Origin of the sequence: Rahnella sp. NRRL B-41462, from assembly GCF_003263525.1 — a bacterium.
Lineage (GTDB): Bacteria > Pseudomonadota > Gammaproteobacteria > Enterobacterales > Enterobacteriaceae > Rahnella > Rahnella aceris.
On the sequence record NZ_JYDF01000016.1, the window covers coordinates 1 to 18,005 of the forward strand.

General features: G+C 51.8%; 12 protein-coding genes, 1 tRNA gene and 1 pseudogene. 1 reads left to right on the plus strand and 13 read right to left on the minus strand.

Annotation, left to right across the window (positions count from 1 at the left end):
• Positions 1 to 22: 22 nt before the first annotated feature.
• The 8 genes from UC14_RS05580 to UC14_RS05615 form a co-directional block, all read right to left on the minus strand.
• A tRNA-Ser gene (locus tag UC14_RS05580) sits at positions 23 to 115 on the minus strand.
• A gap of 325 nt (positions 116 to 440) precedes the next feature.
• On the minus strand, positions 441 to 626 hold the full coding sequence (gene csrA / locus UC14_RS05585; RefSeq protein WP_013574027.1) for a carbon storage regulator CsrA: 186 nt from the start codon (positions 624 to 626) through the stop codon (positions 441 to 443).
• A 256-nt stretch (positions 627 to 882) separates the two neighbouring features.
• Complete coding sequence (gene alaS / locus UC14_RS05590) at positions 883 to 3,510, minus strand: alanine--tRNA ligase (RefSeq protein WP_015689392.1); 2,628 nt, start codon at positions 3,508 to 3,510, stop codon at positions 883 to 885.
• A gap of 138 nt (positions 3,511 to 3,648) precedes the next feature.
• On the minus strand, positions 3,649 to 4,287 hold the full coding sequence (recX, locus tag UC14_RS05595; RefSeq protein ID WP_370447458.1) for a recombination regulator RecX: 639 nt from the start codon (positions 4,285 to 4,287) through the stop codon (positions 3,649 to 3,651).
• 171 nt (positions 4,288 to 4,458) lie between these two features.
• Entirely contained in the window at positions 4,459 to 5,523 is a 1,065-nt protein-coding gene (gene recA / locus UC14_RS05600) for a recombinase RecA (RefSeq protein ID WP_013574024.1), read from the minus strand.
• A gap of 107 nt (positions 5,524 to 5,630) precedes the next feature.
• On the minus strand, positions 5,631 to 6,125 hold the full coding sequence (gene pncC, locus UC14_RS05605; RefSeq protein WP_013574023.1) for a nicotinamide-nucleotide amidase: 495 nt from the start codon (positions 6,123 to 6,125) through the stop codon (positions 5,631 to 5,633).
• Between the two features lie 161 nt (positions 6,126 to 6,286).
• Positions 6,287 to 7,390 carry a lytic murein transglycosylase B gene (gene mltB, locus UC14_RS05610; protein ID WP_013574022.1) on the minus strand — a complete coding sequence of 368 codons (1,104 nt, stop codon included), beginning with the start codon at positions 7,388 to 7,390 and terminating at the stop codon, positions 6,287 to 6,289.
• A 153-nt stretch (positions 7,391 to 7,543) separates the two neighbouring features.
• Positions 7,544 to 10,204 carry a hypothetical protein gene (locus UC14_RS05615; protein ID WP_112197359.1) on the minus strand — a complete coding sequence of 887 codons (2,661 nt, stop codon included), beginning with the start codon at positions 10,202 to 10,204 and terminating at the stop codon, positions 7,544 to 7,546.
• A gap of 422 nt (positions 10,205 to 10,626) precedes the next feature.
• Here UC14_RS05615 and mutS point away from each other — a divergent pair.
• Positions 10,627 to 13,181 (plus strand): annotated as a pseudogene (gene mutS / locus UC14_RS05620) (DNA mismatch repair protein MutS).
• 98 nt (positions 13,182 to 13,279) lie between these two features.
• On the opposite strand, the gene rpoS reads toward mutS, so the two are convergent.
• The 5 genes from rpoS to truD form a co-directional block, all read right to left on the minus strand.
• Positions 13,280 to 14,266 (minus strand): RNA polymerase sigma factor RpoS, encoded by a 987-nt coding sequence (gene rpoS, locus UC14_RS05625; RefSeq protein WP_013574019.1) that lies wholly within the window; start codon positions 14,264 to 14,266, stop codon positions 13,280 to 13,282.
• 51 nt (positions 14,267 to 14,317) lie between these two features.
• On the minus strand, positions 14,318 to 15,340 hold the full coding sequence (gene nlpD / locus UC14_RS05630; RefSeq protein WP_013574018.1) for a murein hydrolase activator NlpD: 1,023 nt from the start codon (positions 15,338 to 15,340) through the stop codon (positions 14,318 to 14,320).
• Positions 15,341 to 15,582: 242 nt separating this feature from the next.
• The gene (locus UC14_RS05635; protein ID WP_013574017.1) at positions 15,583 to 16,209 is read right to left on the minus strand and encodes a protein-L-isoaspartate(D-aspartate) O-methyltransferase; all 627 of its coding nucleotides are present in this window, start codon (positions 16,207 to 16,209) and stop codon (positions 15,583 to 15,585) included.
• The gene (gene surE, locus UC14_RS05640) at positions 16,199 to 16,963 is read right to left on the minus strand and encodes a 5'/3'-nucleotidase SurE (RefSeq protein ID WP_013574016.1); all 765 of its coding nucleotides are present in this window, start codon (positions 16,961 to 16,963) and stop codon (positions 16,199 to 16,201) included. Before surE ends, UC14_RS05635 begins: the two co-directional genes overlap by 11 nt.
• Positions 16,944 to 17,990: a tRNA pseudouridine(13) synthase TruD gene (gene truD, locus UC14_RS05645; protein WP_198670053.1), complete on the minus strand. Its 1,047-nt coding sequence runs from the start codon at positions 17,988 to 17,990 to the stop codon at positions 16,944 to 16,946. Before truD ends, surE begins: the two co-directional genes overlap by 20 nt.
• Between the last annotated feature and the right edge of the window lie 15 nt (positions 17,991 to 18,005).

Here is an 18,005-nt window from a genome sequence, read left to right on the forward strand (position 1 = left end):
TGAGCTATGGGTGCATTTTAAATGGCGGTGAGGCGGGGATTCGAACCCCGGATGCAGCTTTTGACCGCATACTCCCTTAGCAGGGGAGCGCCTTCAGCCTCTCGGCCACCTCACCATACGCCTCTTGCGAGTGTGCTGACTAACTTTGTTCAAGCTCATCGGCACTGCGTGGCGCACATATTACTTTCTGGCCCTTATAAGTCAAACCCTTTTTTCCTAACAATCACCCGTTTGGACATTTCACGCGCAACCTGAGCAGTTTGAACACAATAACAGGCCGCGAACGCGTAAAAAACGCCTTCATTTTTAGAAAAAGACAATTCAGGAGATAAGACACAGGAAGAAATTAAAAACTAAAACGCAGGAAAACGAGGGAAGAATAAGGGATAACACACACAAAAGAGGTTCAGCGCCTCGCCATTAGCGAGACGCCTCGTAAATCAGTAACTCGTCTGCTGTGACTTTTCAGCCTGAATACGCTGATAAATCTCTTCACGGTGAACAGAGACCTCTTTCGGCGCATTCACACCAATGCGCACCTGATTACCTTTAACACCTAATACGGTAACAGTAACCTCATCGCCAATCATGAGGGTTTCACCAACTCGGCGAGTTAGAATAAGCATTCTTTGCTCCTTGAATAATTAAAAGAGTCGGGTCTCTCAGTTTCCCGGCCATTATCGATCATAAGCGGGTAAAACGTAAGCCATGACCCCTACATAAAATGTAAGCAGCCTGCAACTTCAGCCATGAGTACTTTAAGTTTAGCCGATATCGTCATTGTCGCGACTTTAATCGCGAAGCTTACATTGCCATTAAGACTGAAAACGCCATACAGCACAATACATTATGACGTTTTCATGGTTAGCTATTTATTTCTTATTACAGCTTAGCTTCAACCCAGGCTTCAACAGTCGCCAGCGCGGCAGGCAATGCCTGTACATCGCTGCCGCCAGCCTGCGCCATATCAGGACGACCACCACCTTTGCCACCGACCTGCTGTGCCACAGAAGCAATCAGCTCACCGGCTTTAACACGATCGGTCAGATCCTTTGTGACACCTGCAATCAGGCTGACTTTGTCATCGGCAATGGTTGCCAGGACAATAATCACTGATCCTAACTGATTTTTCAGGTCATCAACCATCGTACGCAGCATTTTAGGCTCTACGTTATCCAATTGACGAACCAACAGTTTAACGCCTTTCACTTCTTTCGCCTGGCTGGACAGTGATGCACTTTCCTGCGCGGCTTGCTGACCTTTCACCTGCTGAAGTTCTTTTTCCAGCGTACGTGAACGCTCAATCAGAGAACGAATTTTATCGGTGATGCTGTTCACATCCCCTTTAACCAGATGCGCGACATCCTGCAGCAAATCACTTTGCTGATGCAGGGCATTAATCGCGTTTTCACCGGTGATCCCTTCAATACGACGAACACCTGCTGCAGTACCGGATTCACTCTGAATACGGAACAGGCCGATATCACCGGTACGACTGGCGTGCGTACCGCCACACAATTCGGTAGAGAAATCGCCCATGCTCAGCACACGAACGCTGTCTTCGTATTTCTCACCAAACAGCGCCATTGCACCTTTTTCTTTCGCTTCGTCCAGATCCATGATGGTGGTCTGAATCGGCAAGTTGCGACGAATCTGGGCATTCACCAGATCTTCTACCTGGCGAATTTCCTCTGGTTTCATTGCTTCAAAATGCGAGAAGTCAAAACGCAGATAGTTATCGTTAACCAGAGAACCTTTCTGAGCAACGTGCTTGCCCAGCACCTGACGCAGCGCGGCATGCAGCAAGTGCGTTGCCGAGTGGTTCAGACGGATGCGGTCACGGCGGGCGACATCAACTTCTGCTTCGACGCTGTCGCCGATACTCAGTTTACCTGCGCTCAGTGCGCCCTGATGACCGATCGCTTTTCCATATTTCTGGGTATCAGAAACAGAGAATACGCCAGTAGTCGTTTTCAGAATGCCTTTATCGCCAACCTGTCCACCAGATTCACCGTAGAACGGCGTGTCATCCAGAACCACGATAGCATTAACGCCAGCCTGAATATCATTCACTGGCTGCCCATCGACAAACAGCGCCACGACTTTGGAATGGCGCTGCAAATGTTCGTAGCCTGAGAACTGAGTCACGCCGTCAACACGCACCATGCTGTTGTAGTCTGCGCTGAAACCGCTGGACTCACGTGCGCGGCGGCGTTGAACATCCATCGCTTTTTCAAAACCGGCTTCATCCACTTTCAGATTACGTTCACGGCAAACGTCAGCAGTCAGATCCAGCGGGAAACCAAAGGTGTCGTACAGACGGAAAGCAATTTCGCCGTCCAGAGTGTCGCCTTTCAGTGCAGCCAATTCTTCGTCCAGCAACGCCAGTCCGCGCTCCAGAGTACGGGCAAACTGTTCTTCTTCGGTTTTCAGCAGTTGCTCAACCATCGCCTGCTGTTCTTTCAGTTCTGTCGCAGCTGGCCCCATCACTTCAATCAGCGGAGCAACCAGTTTGTAGAAGAACGTGTCTTGCGCCCCCAGCATGTTGCCGTGACGGATCGCACGACGAATGATACGACGCAGCACGTAGCCACGGTTTTCATTCGACGGGATAACGCCATCCGCAATCAGGAATGCGCATGAACGGATATGGTCAGCAATAACGCGCAGGGATTTGTTGCTCAAATCGGTCGCGCCAGTGACTTCTGCCACCGCAGCGATCAGTTTCTGGAACAAGTCGATGTCGTAGTTTGAGTTCACATGTTGCATAACCGCAGTGATACGCTCAAGCCCCATCCCGGTATCTACGGATGGTTTTGGCAGTGGCAGCATGGTGCCGTCAGCCTGACGGTTGAACTGCATGAACACCAGGTTCCAGATCTCGATATAACGGTCGCCATCTTCTTCAGCAGAACCCGGAGGACCGCCCCAGATGTGATCGCCATGATCATAGAAAATCTCGGTACAAGGGCCGCAAGGGCCGGTATCGCCCATCTGCCAGAAGTTATCAGAAGCAAATGCGCCGCCTTTATTATCGCCAATGCGGATAATACGTTCTTTTGGAACGCCGACTTCTTTTTCCCAGATTTCGAAGGCTTCGTCATCAGTCTCATAGACGGTGACCCACAACTTCTCTTTCGGCAGATTAAACCAGTTTTCGCCGGTCAGTAGTTCCCAGGCGTAGTTGATGGCATCGTGTTTGAAGTAATCACCGAAGCTGAAGTTGCCCAGCATTTCGAAGAAGGTGTGGTGACGTGCGGTATAACCGACGTTTTCGAGGTCGTTGTGCTTACCGCCTGCGCGGACGCAACGCTGAGATGTGGTGGCGCGGTTGTAATCACGCTTATCCAGACCGAGGAAAACATCTTTAAATTGGTTCATCCCGGCATTGGTAAACAACAGTGTCGGATCGTTTGTCGGGACAAGCGAACTGCTTGAAACAATGTTGTGTCCCTTACTATGGAAGAAATCGAGAAACGCTTGACGGATCTCAGCGGTGCTCTTGCTCATAAATGTCCCGGAATCATGCTGGAAGAACGGCTCTTGAGCCGGATAACGCTGCATATGGCAGCAATCTGTTCAGCTCACGAACGAAAAAGTGCGGATAAGATAAAATTTCTGCGCGGGGAAGTAAAATACCGTATGCGGTCAATCGTCAAAATCGCGATAAATAGACTGTATTTCTTCCTGAAAGAAGCCCCGGTAGAGCAAATAACGCAGAACTTTTGATTTTTCTTTCCAGTCAGTCGGTAAATTTTCACCAAATTTCCTGACGGCCAAATCCCGCGCCAGAACGCACCAGTCTACCTCAGTGTTTTCCAGCGCCACTGTAATGATTTCTTTATCGACGCCTTTTTGCAGTAATTCCGAACGGATGCGCTGCGCACCGTAACCTTTGTTACTGCGACCGGAAATATAACGGCTGGCAAATTTGGCATCATCGAGCCAGTGATGCTGATAGCAGTAGTCAATCACCGCCTGCACATGTTCTTCCGCAATTTCTTCTGGCACTGGCCGCGGCTGAGGTTTAGCTCTCACCACCTCTTCTTCAGCAAACGCATTTTGCTCCGCTTTTTTACGTGATGACCAGCTGTTTTTCTTATTCTGAGGTTTAACAAAAGGCATTGGTGGAATAAGCAACTTGCGGCGCAACTCTGTTTCGCCGTGATCACGCTGAGAAAGCAGGCGCATAGCGCGGTTAATCAGCGTGTTGATTTTCGCTGCATCACCGTCTTTTTTCTGCGGCTCAAACAGCGTGGACTCACTGTTTTGCGCAACGTCTTCCAGCAATTTTTTCAGGTCGACGATTTTTTCATTAAGTATTTTTTCATCGGGCATAAGATTTCCCCCTGATATGCAAAATGCCAGTCTGGAAACCAGACTGGCATTTTAACGACTGTTGAAAGTAGCGGACAAAGTCCCCTGCCCTTCAAATGTCTTTGTCAGACAACCGCGAAATTAAAACTCTTCGCTGGTTTCCATGTTGTCGTCAGCGTCTTCAGCAGTAGTCGCAACGCTCAATTCACCGGTGCCGCTCAGCAGCATATCACGCAGTTTTTTGTCCAGTTCAGCAGCAACTTTCGGGTTTTCTTTGAGGTAGTTACAAGAGTTCGCTTTACCCTGACCAATCTTCTCGCCGTTGTAACTGTACCATGCACCCGCTTTCTCGATCAGTTTGTGCTTAACGCCCAGGTCGATCAGTTCGCCGTTGATGTTGATACCTTCGCCGTACAGGATCTGGAATTCAGCTTGTTTAAAGGGTGCGGCGATTTTGTTCTTCACGACTTTCACACGTGTTTCACTACCGACAACCACATCACCTTCTTTGATAGCGCCGATACGACGGATATCCAGACGTACAGAGGCATAGAATTTCAGGGCGTTACCGCCGGTGGTGGTTTCCGGGTTACCGAACATCACACCGATTTTCATACGGATCTGGTTGATGAAGATCAGCAGGGTATTGGCGTTTTTCAGGTTACCCGCAAGCTTACGCATCGCCTGGCTCATCATACGAGCTGCGAGGCCCATGTGAGAGTCACCAATTTCGCCTTCGATTTCAGCTTTTGGCGTCAGTGCGGCAACGGAGTCAACGATGATAACGTCAACGGCGCCTGAACGGGTCAGCGCATCACAGATTTCCAGAGCCTGTTCACCGGTATCTGGCTGAGAACACAGCAGGTTATCGATATCGACGCCCAGTTTTTTAGCGTAGATAGGGTCCAGCGCGTGTTCTGCATCGATGAACGCACAGGTTTTGCCTTCACGCTGTGCAGCAGCGATAACCTGCAGAGTCAGCGTGGTTTTACCGGAGGATTCCGGACCATAAATTTCAACGATACGGCCCATTGGCAAGCCGCCAGCACCTAACGCGATATCCAAAGACAAAGAGCCGGTAGAGATCGTTTCGACGTCCATGGAGCGATCTTCACCCAGACGCATGATGGAGCCTTTACCGAATTGCTTTTCAATCTGGCCCAGTGCTGCAGCTAACGCTTTTTGCTTGTTCTCATCAATAGCCATTTTTACTCCTCGTCTGATACAGGGGAACATCCCGCCTGCATCACTGAATATAATTTATGTACAGGTAATTGGCAGTAATTATACTGTATGCTCATACAGTATCAAGCCTAATTTTTAATAAACTCACGCAATGCAGTTTGTAACGAAAAAACAGCAGCTTGCAAACGCACTGCTTCGCGATCGCCGGAAAACTGCTGTTTCGCGGTCAGAACCCGTCCGTCTTTTCCGGCAAATCCAAACCAGACAGTGCCCACAGGTTTTTCTGCAGAACCCCCGTCAGGGCCGGCGATACCGCTGACCGAAACCGCCACATCAGCACCCGCAGCATGTAACACGCCCAGTGCCATTTCATGCACCACCTGCTCACTCACTGCGCCATATTGCTCAAGCGTGCTTTCAGAAACGCCCAGCAATTCATGCTTGGCCGCGTTGCTGTAAGTGACAAATCCGCGGTCAAACCAGGCGGAGCTTCCGGCAATATCGGTAATCGCTTTGGCAATCAGGCCACCGGTACAGGATTCCGCACAGGTTACCCACCATCCCTTCGCTTTCAGCGCCGCCCCGATTTCCACACTCAGTTCATGTAAACGTTTTTCGCTCATACTCTCTCCTGGCGGGTCATCTGAAACTGACCCGATGTTAGCATTTCTCTTCCGGTCTGTGAGTCCCGTCGAAGCGTTTTGCGCGATGTATTCAGAATTGGAATAAAAAGAAAAAGAAGGGCCACAATCTGCGGCCCTCATGAAAGATTAACTCACCGGCGTTAGCGCGCGGCTTTCACCGCTTCACCCAGTTGCCATACCGCCATCGCATAATGCACGCTGTGGTTGTAGCGGGTGATGGTGTAGAAATTCGGCAATCCGTACCAGTACTGGTAATTAGTGCCCATATCAAGGCGCAGCAAGCTGGCTTCCTGATAATTGCCCAGTGAACCCAGCGGGCTAAGCCCCGCTGCTTTGAGCGTATACAGCGGATACTTGGTTTTGAAGCCATTCTCCAGCAGAGGCGCCTGGCCTGCTGCCGGCACCGCAATCGGTGCGCCTTTCGTCCAGCCGTGTGCCTTGAAATAATTGGCAACACTGCCGATGGCATCAATCGGATCCCACAGGTTGGCATGACCATCACCGTTAAAGTCTACAGCGTAGTCCTTATAAGAGGATGGCATAAACTGGCCGTAGCCCATCGCACCCGCAAAGGAACCACGTAAACTCAGCGGATCATCGCCTTCACGGCGGGACATCAGCAGGAAGGTTTCCAGCTCGCCGGAGAAATATTCTGCCCGGCGCGGATAAGCAAAGGATAAGGTCGCCAGCGCATCGATTATGCGGGTTTTACCCATTACGCGTCCCCAGCGGGTTTCCACACCGATAATCCCGACAATGATTTCCGGCGGCACGCCGTAAACCTGCTCCGCACGCTGTAACGCATCCTGATACTGATTCCAGAACACTACGCCGTTTTGCACGTTATCCGGCGTAATGAATTTGCTGCGATAGCGGTTCCATGCGCCATTCGGCACGGTAGATGGCGGGCCAGATGGCGCCTGCTGATCCATCAGTCGTAATACAAATCCCAGACGTTTGGTTTGCGACAGGACATCATGCAATTGCTGACGGTCAAATCCGTGCTCGCGCACCATTTTGTCAACAAACTGGTTCATGGCCGGATCATAGGCGAAATCACCGGTCTGGACGGCACCGGTGTGCTCAGCCTGCAGCAGAAAACCACCAGCGGGAACCGTATTCGCGCTGGCATTTCTTCCATCGGAAAAAGGATTTCGCGGGCCTTCAGGTTGAGGTGCGGGCTTATTACTGCTACATGCAGAAAGTGTAAGAACCAGGGGAAGAATGACTGCCAGGTGGCGCATCGGATATCCGTAACCATGCAATAAAAGAGGTGCGGATATGGTAGAGCATTATTAAAGCCGAAAAAACTGAAAATCATCGTCTTTACAAGGTACAAAAATTCTAAGTGACGGGCCCGCTGTAACGGACCCGCACGTGTTAAAAATACTGCGTAATTATTTCACCGACGGCGTCTTGGAACGCCACTGGCTGCCTGATTTAAGCGTACTGCTTTCATCAAATTTCACCGGATTATCACGATAAGCTTTCAGCTTGTTGCGCATCCAGCTGCTGGCATCACCCACGCCGCTGATCACCCCGGTCGTCGCTCCGCCGCCCAGGTGGACATGGAAAATACCGCGTGACGGGAAATCCAGATACTTAGGTGTGGAAAGATCCCATGAATGCCGGGAGAACAGTTCCCGGGTGTCGTGGCCCATCATTGAGGCATAAGCGGCATCGAATTTCAGCGGCAGGAGGCGTTCATGGATGGCATCCACCGAGGCACCAATTTCGGAATGCCCCATCAGGTAGCTGCCGCCGCTGCCCCAGTTCTGGGTGTTGAAATCAGCATTAACCTCATCTGCGGAAGTTGGCAGATGGCTGGCCGGGATCTGCCATGGCAGAACCGGTTGACGCAGGTGGCGACTTAAGGATGCGCAGAAATCGAACGTACGCTCCCATTCGTATGGCGAATAACAATAACCATTGGCATATGAACGGATAGTGAAATCATCGGCTTCGTAACGGTCAGCGGCCATAAAATCAGCGCCTTTCGCCACATCAGGAGAACCGTCAGCACGGATATATTCGATGTCATCAAACACGCCGACCAGCAATGCATATTGCGCCGTCAGTCTGCCCGCAGTGAACGGATCAACCGTCATTTTTTTATGTTGCCCGTCAGCGGCATCAAAAACATCATCGTAGACGAAATCTTTATAAATCCACTGCGAACCTGCCACTCCCCACAGGTTGACCTGCCAGCCGAGTACGACGTCTGGCGCAACCACGCGCGTCAGCCAGTTTACCGCCCGGATATAGCCTTTCAGGGTATTGGTGATGCCTGCCGGAACCTGCACATTCACATTGTGGTGGGCAAGTGCTTCGCTCAGAGGCTGACGAACCGGAATTTCATACGTTGGCAGGAAACCGTATTTCTGGCATTCGCCGAGATAATCCGGATTCACAATATACCCGGCTGGTACCGGATGTTCCGCATCCTGCTGGGATTGCGCCATTTGCAACGACTGAATAAAGTTGGCGAAGCTGAATTTATGGCGTACCGGATCGGCAATAATATTCGGCACGTCACCCAATGATAAGTTACAGGTGTAAGACACCATCAGCGGCAACACGGGTTCATTCAGTTTGGCGGAGACGTCCCGTGCCATTTTAATAATTTGCAGCGTCGGTTCTTTAGACGGTGACAGATAATCGCCCGCATCGCCCATGCCGTCATCACCGGAATATTTGAAAATTGAAGAGACACGCGCCGCGGCAAAATCATCCACGTTAGTCGGCACCATATTGGCGCAGGCACCAAAGGTGAGGAACTCAGGGAAACCTTTCACGTGCAGATTCGCCCCTTTCACAATCGTCACATTCAGCTGTGCCGGTGCATTCGCGCTGACCAGTAACGGCTGAGGGCTGACATCCACGTAATGTACGATGCCGTTGTGAATAAAGGTTCCCGAGACCACGGTATAAGAACCCGGCACAACCAGAACTGGCTGCTCAATGCTGCCATTTTGCGCGGCAATCGCATCGAAGCGGTACTGACGAGGTGTGGCGGAATTGTCTGTCAGTCGCAGGGAAATGGATTTACTGACCGCGCTTTCCGCTTTCACACTGACCGTCAGCTTCGCAGCATTTGGCTGTGAATCACCACGCTGGCTGACCTGCGCCTGAGTGAAGTTAATACTGTGATACTGGCCGTCGAACTGACCGTCGTAATCATCAAACAGATAATGAATATTGTTCAGACGTAAATCGGCAATACGGATTTCAAAGCGGCCGGTAGCAGGTAAATGTTCCAGACGATATTGCTGGCCGGAGCGTACTGGCAGGCTCAGTTTATCTGTGCCGTTCTCGCTGCAAATCAGCGTCAGCTCTTCATCGCGCAAACCGGCAATGCCTGAGAAATTCAGTGCCACATCAATAGTTGTACTGCGATCCACAGCGCCGAAAGTGACGGCCAGCGAGGTGGTACGGCCTTTATCAATGGTGATTTCTGTCTGTCCGAGATTGACAGGCACGCGGACAGTACCGTCTTCCGTGCTTAATTCTGCTGCAAAGACACTGTAATTCCCCGCATTGACGGAAAATTTAGAGACGTGACCAAACTCTGGCAAAACGCGCAATGTTTTATCGCCGCGCACCAGACGCAGTTCGAGTGCGGCATTTGTCAGCCCGGCAGGCAACGGCGGACAACTGACCGACAATTCACCGGTAACACCCGGTTCTTCATCAGCGGCCAGCGCAAAGGTTTCGCGGAAATCAGACCAGGCAGGCGAATCCGCAGAGGAGACGTTCAGCCCCATATGAATTTTCTGAATGGCATCGCCTACAGGCTGTCCATCGGTCGGCTCAATCGTCACTTTGACATCAAAAATCCCGCCGCCAACTTCCGTGGATTCCACTTTCGTGCCGAGCGGTTTCCACGGATTGGTTTCGACATTAATATCACCGGCAGTTATTTTTCCGGGTGCTGAAAATACGATCACTAACTTTTCTTTAATATCAACCGCGCCGCCAGACGTTGATTTAATCTCATTCAAATCGAGAGTGGGATACCAGGCATCGTTGATCATGTTTAATTTAAATTGCAATTGCATAATACTTCTCCGCAAAGATGGATAAATAGCGTGGAAAATCCCGTATTAATAAGGTCATCCGGGAACAGCCATCACCCTAGCAGAGGAGTAAAACATTCATATCCACACTTAATTCATTTTATATACTTATTATTAATAATATTACGAACAACTAACCCATTAATATAACGGCACGTTTTTTATTATTATCACCCCCTTATTATTATTCTCAAAAAAATAAAAACTCTATTATTACGCCCGTTGCAACATGTTCAAATCCCCTGACCTTTACGCTCTGCAAACGAAGGGGGTGTTACATGTCTGGTTTGCGCGATGCTTTCCATTTTTAGTTGTGACAGCTTCTTGCCCGCTGGGCTAAGATACGCAACAGAAAAAATCCTTAAACCCATCGCGTCGAAAAATGGATTAAAAAGATTAAGTCTATGACAAATAATGTAAACCTGGATGCCCACACCCCGATGATGCAGCAGTATCTGCGTCTGAAAGCTGAGAACCCGGAAGTTCTGCTGTTCTATCGCATGGGTGACTTTTACGAACTGTTTTATGACGATGCGAAACGCGCATCTCAGCTGATGGATATCTCCCTGACCAAACGCGGCGCTTCTGCCGGTGAGCCGATCCCGATGGCGGGCGTGCCTTATCATGCGGTAGAAGGTTATCTGGCGAAACTGGTCCAGCTAGGGGAATCCGTCGCGATTGCTGAACAAATTGGCGACCCGGCCCTAAGTAAAGGGCCGGTTGAACGCAAAGTCGTACGCATCGTCACGCCGGGCACCGTCAGTGACGAAGCGTTGCTCAGCGAGCGTCATGATAACCTGCTGGCGGCTATCTGGCAGGACGGGCGCGGGTTTGGTTATGCCACGCTGGATATCAGTTCCGGCCGTTTCCGCGTCGCACAGCCTGACGATCTGGAAACCATGGCAGCCGAATTACAGCGCACCAATCCGGCGGAATTACTCTACCCGGAAAGCTTTGAAGCCATGTCGCTGATTTCCTCCCGCCGTGGCCTGCGCCGCCGTCCGATGTGGGAATTCGAGCTGGAAACCGCGAAACAGCAGCTCAATCTGCAATTCGGTACCCGCGATCTGAGCGGCTTCGGCGTTGAGCAGGCGGCTCAGGCGCTGCGTGCTGCCGGTTGTCTGCTGCAATACGTAAAAGATACCCAGCGCACTGCGCTGCCGCATATCCGTGGCGTCACCATGGAGCGCCAGCAGGATGGGATTATTATGGATGCGGCCACGCGCCGTAATCTTGAGCTGACGCAAAATCTGGCGGGTGGTGTAGAGAACACGCTGGCGGCAGTGCTGGATCAGGCCGTAACGCCGATGGGCAGCCGCATGCTCAAGCGCTGGATCCACATGCCGAGCCGCGATATCAAACTGCTGACGCATCGTCAGCAGGCGATTGGTGCGTTACAGGATATCACCGCCGATTTACAGCCGGTGCTGCGTCAGGTCGGCGACCTCGAGCGTATTCTGGCACGTCTGGCACTGCGCAGCGCACGTCCGCGTGATCTGGCCCGTATGCGTCATGCGATGCAGCAACTGCCGGAAATCCGCGAGATCTTGCAGGGAACCGAAGCAGCTCATGTGAAAACGCTGGTGGAGCAAACCGGTGACTTTACCGAACTGGTGGAATTGCTCGAACGCGCTGTGATCGAAAGCCCGCCGGTTCTGGTGCGTGACGGTGGCGTAATCGCACCGGGTTACAACGCTGAGCTGGATGAATGGCGTGCGCTGGCAGACGGCGCGACGGATTATCTCGATCGTCTGGAGATCCGCGAACGTGAAAAGTTGGGGCTGGATACGCTGAAAGTCGGTTTCAACGGCGTTCACGGTTATTACATTCAGGTCAGCCGTGGGCAAAGCCATCTGGTGCCGATTCATTACGTCCGTCGCCAGACGCTGAAAAATGCCGAGCGCTACATCATTCCTGAGCTGAAAGAGTACGAAGACAAGGTGCTGACCTCCAAAGGTAAAGCCTTGTCTCTGGAAAAGGCGCTGTACGAAGAGTTGTTCGATTTGCTGATGCCGCACCTGTCTGCATTACAGCAAAGCGCCAGCGCGCTGGCCGAGCTGGATGTGCTGAGCAATCTGGCGGAACGTGCTTACACACTGAATTACGCCTGTCCGACCATGAGTGAAAAACCGGGTATTAATATTACCGGCGGTCGCCATCCGGTGGTTGAGCAGGTGCTGAGCGAACCCTTTATCTCCAACCCTCTGAACATGTCTCCGGCGCGACGGATGCTTATTATCACCGGTCCGAACATGGGCGGTAAAAGTACCTATATGCGCCAGGCAGCACTGATTGTTCTGATGGCGCATATCGGCAGCTATGTTCCCGCTGAGACTGCGTCATCGGGCCGGTGGATCGCATCTTCACCCGCGTCGGTGCAGCGGACGATCTGGCTTCCGGGCGTTCGACCTTTATGGTGGAAATGACAGAGACGGCGAATATCCTGCACAACGCGACGGAAAACAGCCTGGTGCTGATGGATGAAATCGGGCGCGGGACATCAACGTACGATGGTTTGTCGCTGGCATGGGCATGTGCGGAAAACCTCGCCAGCCGTATTAAAGCCATGACGTTGTTCGCCACCCATTATTTCGAGCTGACCACCCTGCCGGAAAAAATGGAAGGCACCGTCAACGTGCATCTGGATGCTATCGAACACGGTGACACTATCGCGTTTATGCACAGCGTACAGGATGGCGCCGCCAGCAAGAGTTATGGTCTGGCCGTTGCCGCACTGGCTGGTGTGCCACGTGATGTGATTAAGCGCGCCCGTCAGAAACTGAAAGAGCTGGAAACGTTGTCGAACAACGCTGCCGCCAGCAAAGTTGACGGTCCGCAACTGGCTTTACTGACCGAAGAAGTATCTCCGGCAGTTGAGGCACTGGAGTCACTGGATGCAGATTCGTTATCGCCACGTCAGGCGCTGGAATGGATCTATCGTCTGAAAGATATGGTGTAAACGTCCGCTGAACTGAACCGGATGCATAAAAAAACGGTGGGGATTAACCCACCGTTTTTATTGGATGCTGCATATTGTGGCAATTGCCTGTGAGTTATTTACTCACGGAAAAGTGCTTCGATACTCAGTCCTTGCCCCTGCAGGATTTCACGCAGGCGACGCAAACCTTCTACCTGAATCTGACGAACACGTTCACGTGTCAGACCGATTTCGCGGCCCACATCTTCCAGCGTTGCCGCTTCATAGCCTAACAGGCCAAAACGACGCGCCAGCACTTCACGCTGTTTTGCATTCAACTCGAATAACCACTTCACGATACTCTGTTTCATATCGTCGTCTTGTGTGGTGTCTTCCGGGCCGTTGTCTTTTTCATCCGCCAGAATATCTAACAACGCTTTCTCTGAGTCACCACCCAATGGGGTGTCTACAGAAGTGATGCGTTCATTCAGGCGCAACATACGGCTGACGTCATGTACCGGTTTGTCGAGTTGCTCAGCAATCTCTTCAGCGCTCGGTTCATGGTCCAGTTTATGTGCAAGTTCACGTGCGGTACGCAGGTAAACGTTCAGTTCTTTAACGATATGAATCGGCAGACGAATAGTACGGGTTTGATTCATAATCGCCCGTTCGATTGTCTGACGGATCCACCATGTTGCATAGGTAGAGAAACGGAAGCCGCGCTCAGGGTCGAATTTTTCAACCGCACGGATCAGACCCAGGTTACCTTCCTCGATCAAATCCAGCAGTGCCAGACCGCGGTTACTGTAGCGGCGGGCAATTTTAACCACCAAACGCAGATTACTTTCAATCATACGGCGGCGGGAAGGAACATCTCCCCGCAGCGCGCGTCGTGCGAAATAAACTTCCTCTTCTGCGGTAAGCAGAGGGGAATAACCGATTTCACCGAGGTACAGTTGAGTGGCATCCAGCACTCGTTGGCTTACAGTCTGCGACAACAATTCTTCTTCAGCATCGTTGTCGGCAGTCTCTTCGACTATTGCTTTCTCGTCAAAGGCTTCAGCGCTGTTCTCATCGAAATCTACATCATCATGTAACTCGTTAACTTTCAGCGTATTCTGACTCATAAGCTGCTCCTACCCGTGGTCCCGAGGGCAGAATCGATGCTCTGCCCCGATTTATCGCTGCGGAAGATAACGCAGCGGGTTTACGGATTTCCCCTTGTAACGAATTTCAAAATGCAATCTTACTGAACTGGTTCCGGTGCTACCCATAGTCGCTATTTTTTGACCCGCCTGCACTTCTTGTTGTTCCCGGACCAGCATTGTATCGTTATGTGCATAGGCGCTCAGGTAATCATCATTGTGTTTGATGATGATCAGATTACCGTAACCGCGAAGAGCATTACCGGCGTAGACCACACGCCCCGAGGCGGTTGCTACGACAGACTGTCCACGCGAACCAGCAATATCGATCCCCTTATTTCCCCCTTCAGAAGCTGAGAAATTATCGATAATTTTCCCGTCAGTCGGCCATTTCCAGGAGGAAACCGGACCGCCATTATTTGTAGATGTGGCGACGGGAGTGCTGGCTACAGCAACAGGTGTTGTGGTGGTAGTAACTGCACCTGATGAAGGCAACATCTTGCCTACATTCTGTTTACCAGAAGAATCAGAATACGTGGTAGTTGGTTGAGATGCAACCACAGAACCTGTGAGCATGCCCCCGGTTGGAACTTTCGGAACACCGCCATTTGTGGCATCTGTGACCGCTATCGCACCCCCGGTACTTGCTGCGGAAGAGACGTTATTTATCTGGATTGTCTGGCCAACTTCGAGGCTGTATGGCTCTGGGATATTATTGCGCGCGGCCAGGTCGCGGAAGTCATTGCCCGTGATCCATGCAATATAAAACAGAGTGTCGCCACGCTTCACCTGATAGGTGCTGCCACTGTAACTTCCCTTAGGGATTGAGTTATAGCTGCGGTTGTACACAATGTGTCCGCCAGGGCCGACAGCAGGCGCCATTTGCGGAGTGGAATTCAGAGTATTCTGACTACTATTGCCACTGCCACCGCCGCCATTAACGCTGCTGATGGGTGCAGATGTCGTTGAATTGTTCGTACATCCCGCCATCCAGGCACTGATAAAAGTACACATTACAATGCGGCTTAGTGTTTTTATTGGGCTTCCCGTGCTCATATTTCCCCCGTTACGGCAATCTCAGAATATCTCTTTAACCTCGCACACCGCGCCAGCTGGCGCTTTTCGTGTCATCAGACACGGTGCGGGCAGGCAACATGCTCATTCAGGCCTTTGCCCAAATGCCGCTGTGCCATAAAAAACTGTAGTGGATGCTATCAACATCGCCAGTACAGCACCATATAACAGTTGTATTTAAATTTTAAGAGGTTAGTCCTGCTGGGATCGGCTTATCACCGGTTTCAGGCGAGCTCGCCTTTCACCAGCGGGACAAAACGAACGGCTTCGATAGTCTCTGCAACAAACTCATCACCACGTCGTGTGACCCGTTGCAATGTTTGATTTTCTTCGCCCACGGGCAGAATTAATACGCCGCCATCATCGAGTTGTTGCAGTAGATCTTGAGGTATTTCAGGAGGTGCAGCAGTGACAATAATGGCATCGAACGGGCCACGCGAAGGCCAGCCCTGCCAGCCGTCACCATGACGGGTGGAGACATTATGCAAATCGAGTTGCTTGAGGCGTCTTTTGGCCTGCCACTGCAACCCTTTGATGCGCTCAACCGAGAAAACATGTTCAACCAGGTGTGCCAGAATCGCAGTCTGATAGCCTGACCCGGTGCCAATTTCCAGCACGCGTGAAGAGGGTTCAAGGCGCAGCAGCTCGGTCATTCTCGCCACGGTATAAGGCTGAGAAATGGTCTGACCGGAGCCAATAGGCAACGCAGTGTTTTCGTAAGCTTTATGCTGAAATGCCTCATCCACGAAACGCTCACGCGGCACAGATTCTATGGCATGCAACAGTTTTTCATCATGAATGCCCTGCTGGCGAAGTTGTTCCAGCAGGTTGTACATCGGTTTATTCACCATTCGCGCTCACCCCGGCCTTTTCCAACCATGAGACCACGACATCCTGAGCCGCATAGGCGGTTAAATCCACCTGAAGTGGCGTCACTGAAACATAACCTTGCGCGACAGCAGCAAAATCAGTATCAGGTGCGACATCAAATTTATCCCCCGGCGGGCCAATCCAGTACAAGTCCTGACCACGCGGGTCCTGCTGACAAAATACCTGCTCGGCCGGATGACGGCTACCGCAACGCGTCACCTTGATCCCCTTGATCTGCGAAAGTGGCAAATCCGGGACGTTAATATTCAGAATTTTGCCAGTACGCAAAGGCTCACGCGCCAGAGCCCTGAGGATCCGACAGGTGATGATCGCCGCCGTGTCATAATGCTGATGGCCGTCCAGTGAGACCGCCAGCGCGGGAAAGCCCAGATGGCGGCCTTCCATCGCGGCGGCGACCGTACCGGAATAGATGACGTCGTCACCCAGATTCGGCCCCGCATTGATGCCAGAGACCACTATATCTGGCTTAGGGCGCATCAGCGTATTCACGCCAAGATACACACAATCGGTCGGCGTACCGTTAATTACGGCGGTATCCCCGTTAGGGTAAGACTGAATACGCAACGGGCCGTCCAGCGTCAACGCATTAGATGCGCCGCTACGGTTACGATCAGGGGCCACCAGCGTCACGTCAGCAAATTCACGCAGTGCTGACGCCAGCGCCTGTATACCCGGAGCCAGTACGCCGTCGTCGTTACTCAGTAATATCCGCATCACTTTCATCCAGATTCATCAGTTCACGCACCACGCTGGTGGCATAACTGCCGGCCGGTAACCAGAATTTGAGTTCCAGAGTAACATCATCCCAGCGCTGCCATTGCATCTGCAAAGGTTGCAGCATGATGGCACGACGTGCCGGTTCGACCCTCTCACGTTTAAGCAGCGACAGTAAATCCTCCTGACCATTCAGACAGGCCAGCTCATAGGCTTCAGCGTCTTCGAGTGTGCCCAGCGGGCCATCTCCCGGCAACGGTGCGGTTACCAGCAATTCACCGTTTTCAACGCGCGGTAGCAGCGATTCAAACTCGTCGGCTTTCGCCACAAACCAACTGCCACGGCCACTCAGTTGCAGGGCATCACCCAGCATCGGCAGACGCACGGTCCCCGCGGCAAGACGCTGGCTGGCGACGATATTGAACATCGCACTACGGCTGGCGGAAAGATAAAAACTGCGCTTCGCGCGTTCTTTCGGACGGGCTTCATTGGTTGCCCAGCGTTTCGCCTGCACCAGATTATTGCCGCCACGGCCAAAACGCTGGGTGCCGAAATAGTTCGGTACGCCCTGTTGAGTGATTTTTTCCAGACGCGCCTCGACATCAGCCATATCGCTTACCTGACGCAGCACCAGCGTAAACGCGTTGCCTTTCAGCGTACCGATACGCATCTTTTTGCGATGGCGTGAGGCGCGGACAACTTCGCAGCCTTCGAGATCAAACTGGCTTAAATCGGGATCAGTCTTGCCCGGCAGATGCAGGCAAAACCATTGTTCGGTAACGGCATGGCGGTCTTTGAGACCGGCATAACTGACATCGCGCGGATGCACTTTGGCAAATCTCGCCAGTTGTTCCGCGACAAACTGCGTGTTACAGCCATTTTTGCGGATCCGCACCAACAGATGTTCACCTTCGCCGTCCGGCTCAAAACCCAGATCCTCTTCGACAATAAAGTCTTCGGGATTGGCTTTCAGCAGGCCGGTGGCAACAGGCTCGCCCAGCAACCAGGTGAGACGGGACATATCTATCATGCGGTAATCTTC

Bases quoted from the DNA above. Each gene is read 5' to 3' on its own strand.
- csrA (WP_013574027.1), bottom strand. From the start codon at position 626: ATGCTTATTCTAACTCGCCGAGTTGGTGAAACCCTCATGATTGGCGAT.
- alaS (WP_015689392.1), bottom strand. From the start codon at position 3,510: ATGAGCAAGAGCACCGCTGAGATCCGTCAAGCGTTTCTCGATTTCTTC.
- recA (WP_013574024.1), bottom strand. From the start codon at position 5,523: ATGGCTATTGATGAGAACAAGCAAAAAGCGTTAGCTGCAGCACTGGGC.
- pncC (WP_013574023.1), bottom strand. From the start codon at position 6,125: ATGAGCGAAAAACGTTTACATGAACTGAGTGTGGAAATCGGGGCGGCG.
- mltB (WP_013574022.1), bottom strand. From the start codon at position 7,390: ATGCGCCACCTGGCAGTCATTCTTCCCCTGGTTCTTACACTTTCTGCA.
- UC14_RS05615 (WP_112197359.1), bottom strand. From the start codon at position 10,204: ATGCAATTGCAATTTAAATTAAACATGATCAACGATGCCTGGTATCCC.
- rpoS (WP_013574019.1), bottom strand. From the start codon at position 14,266: ATGAGTCAGAATACGCTGAAAGTTAACGAGTTACATGATGATGTAGAT.
- nlpD (WP_013574018.1), bottom strand. From the start codon at position 15,340: ATGAGCACGGGAAGCCCAATAAAAACACTAAGCCGCATTGTAATGTGT.
- UC14_RS05635 (WP_013574017.1), bottom strand. From the start codon at position 16,209: ATGGTGAATAAACCGATGTACAACCTGCTGGAACAACTTCGCCAGCAG.
- surE (WP_013574016.1), bottom strand. From the start codon at position 16,963: ATGCGGATATTACTGAGTAACGACGACGGCGTACTGGCTCCGGGTATA.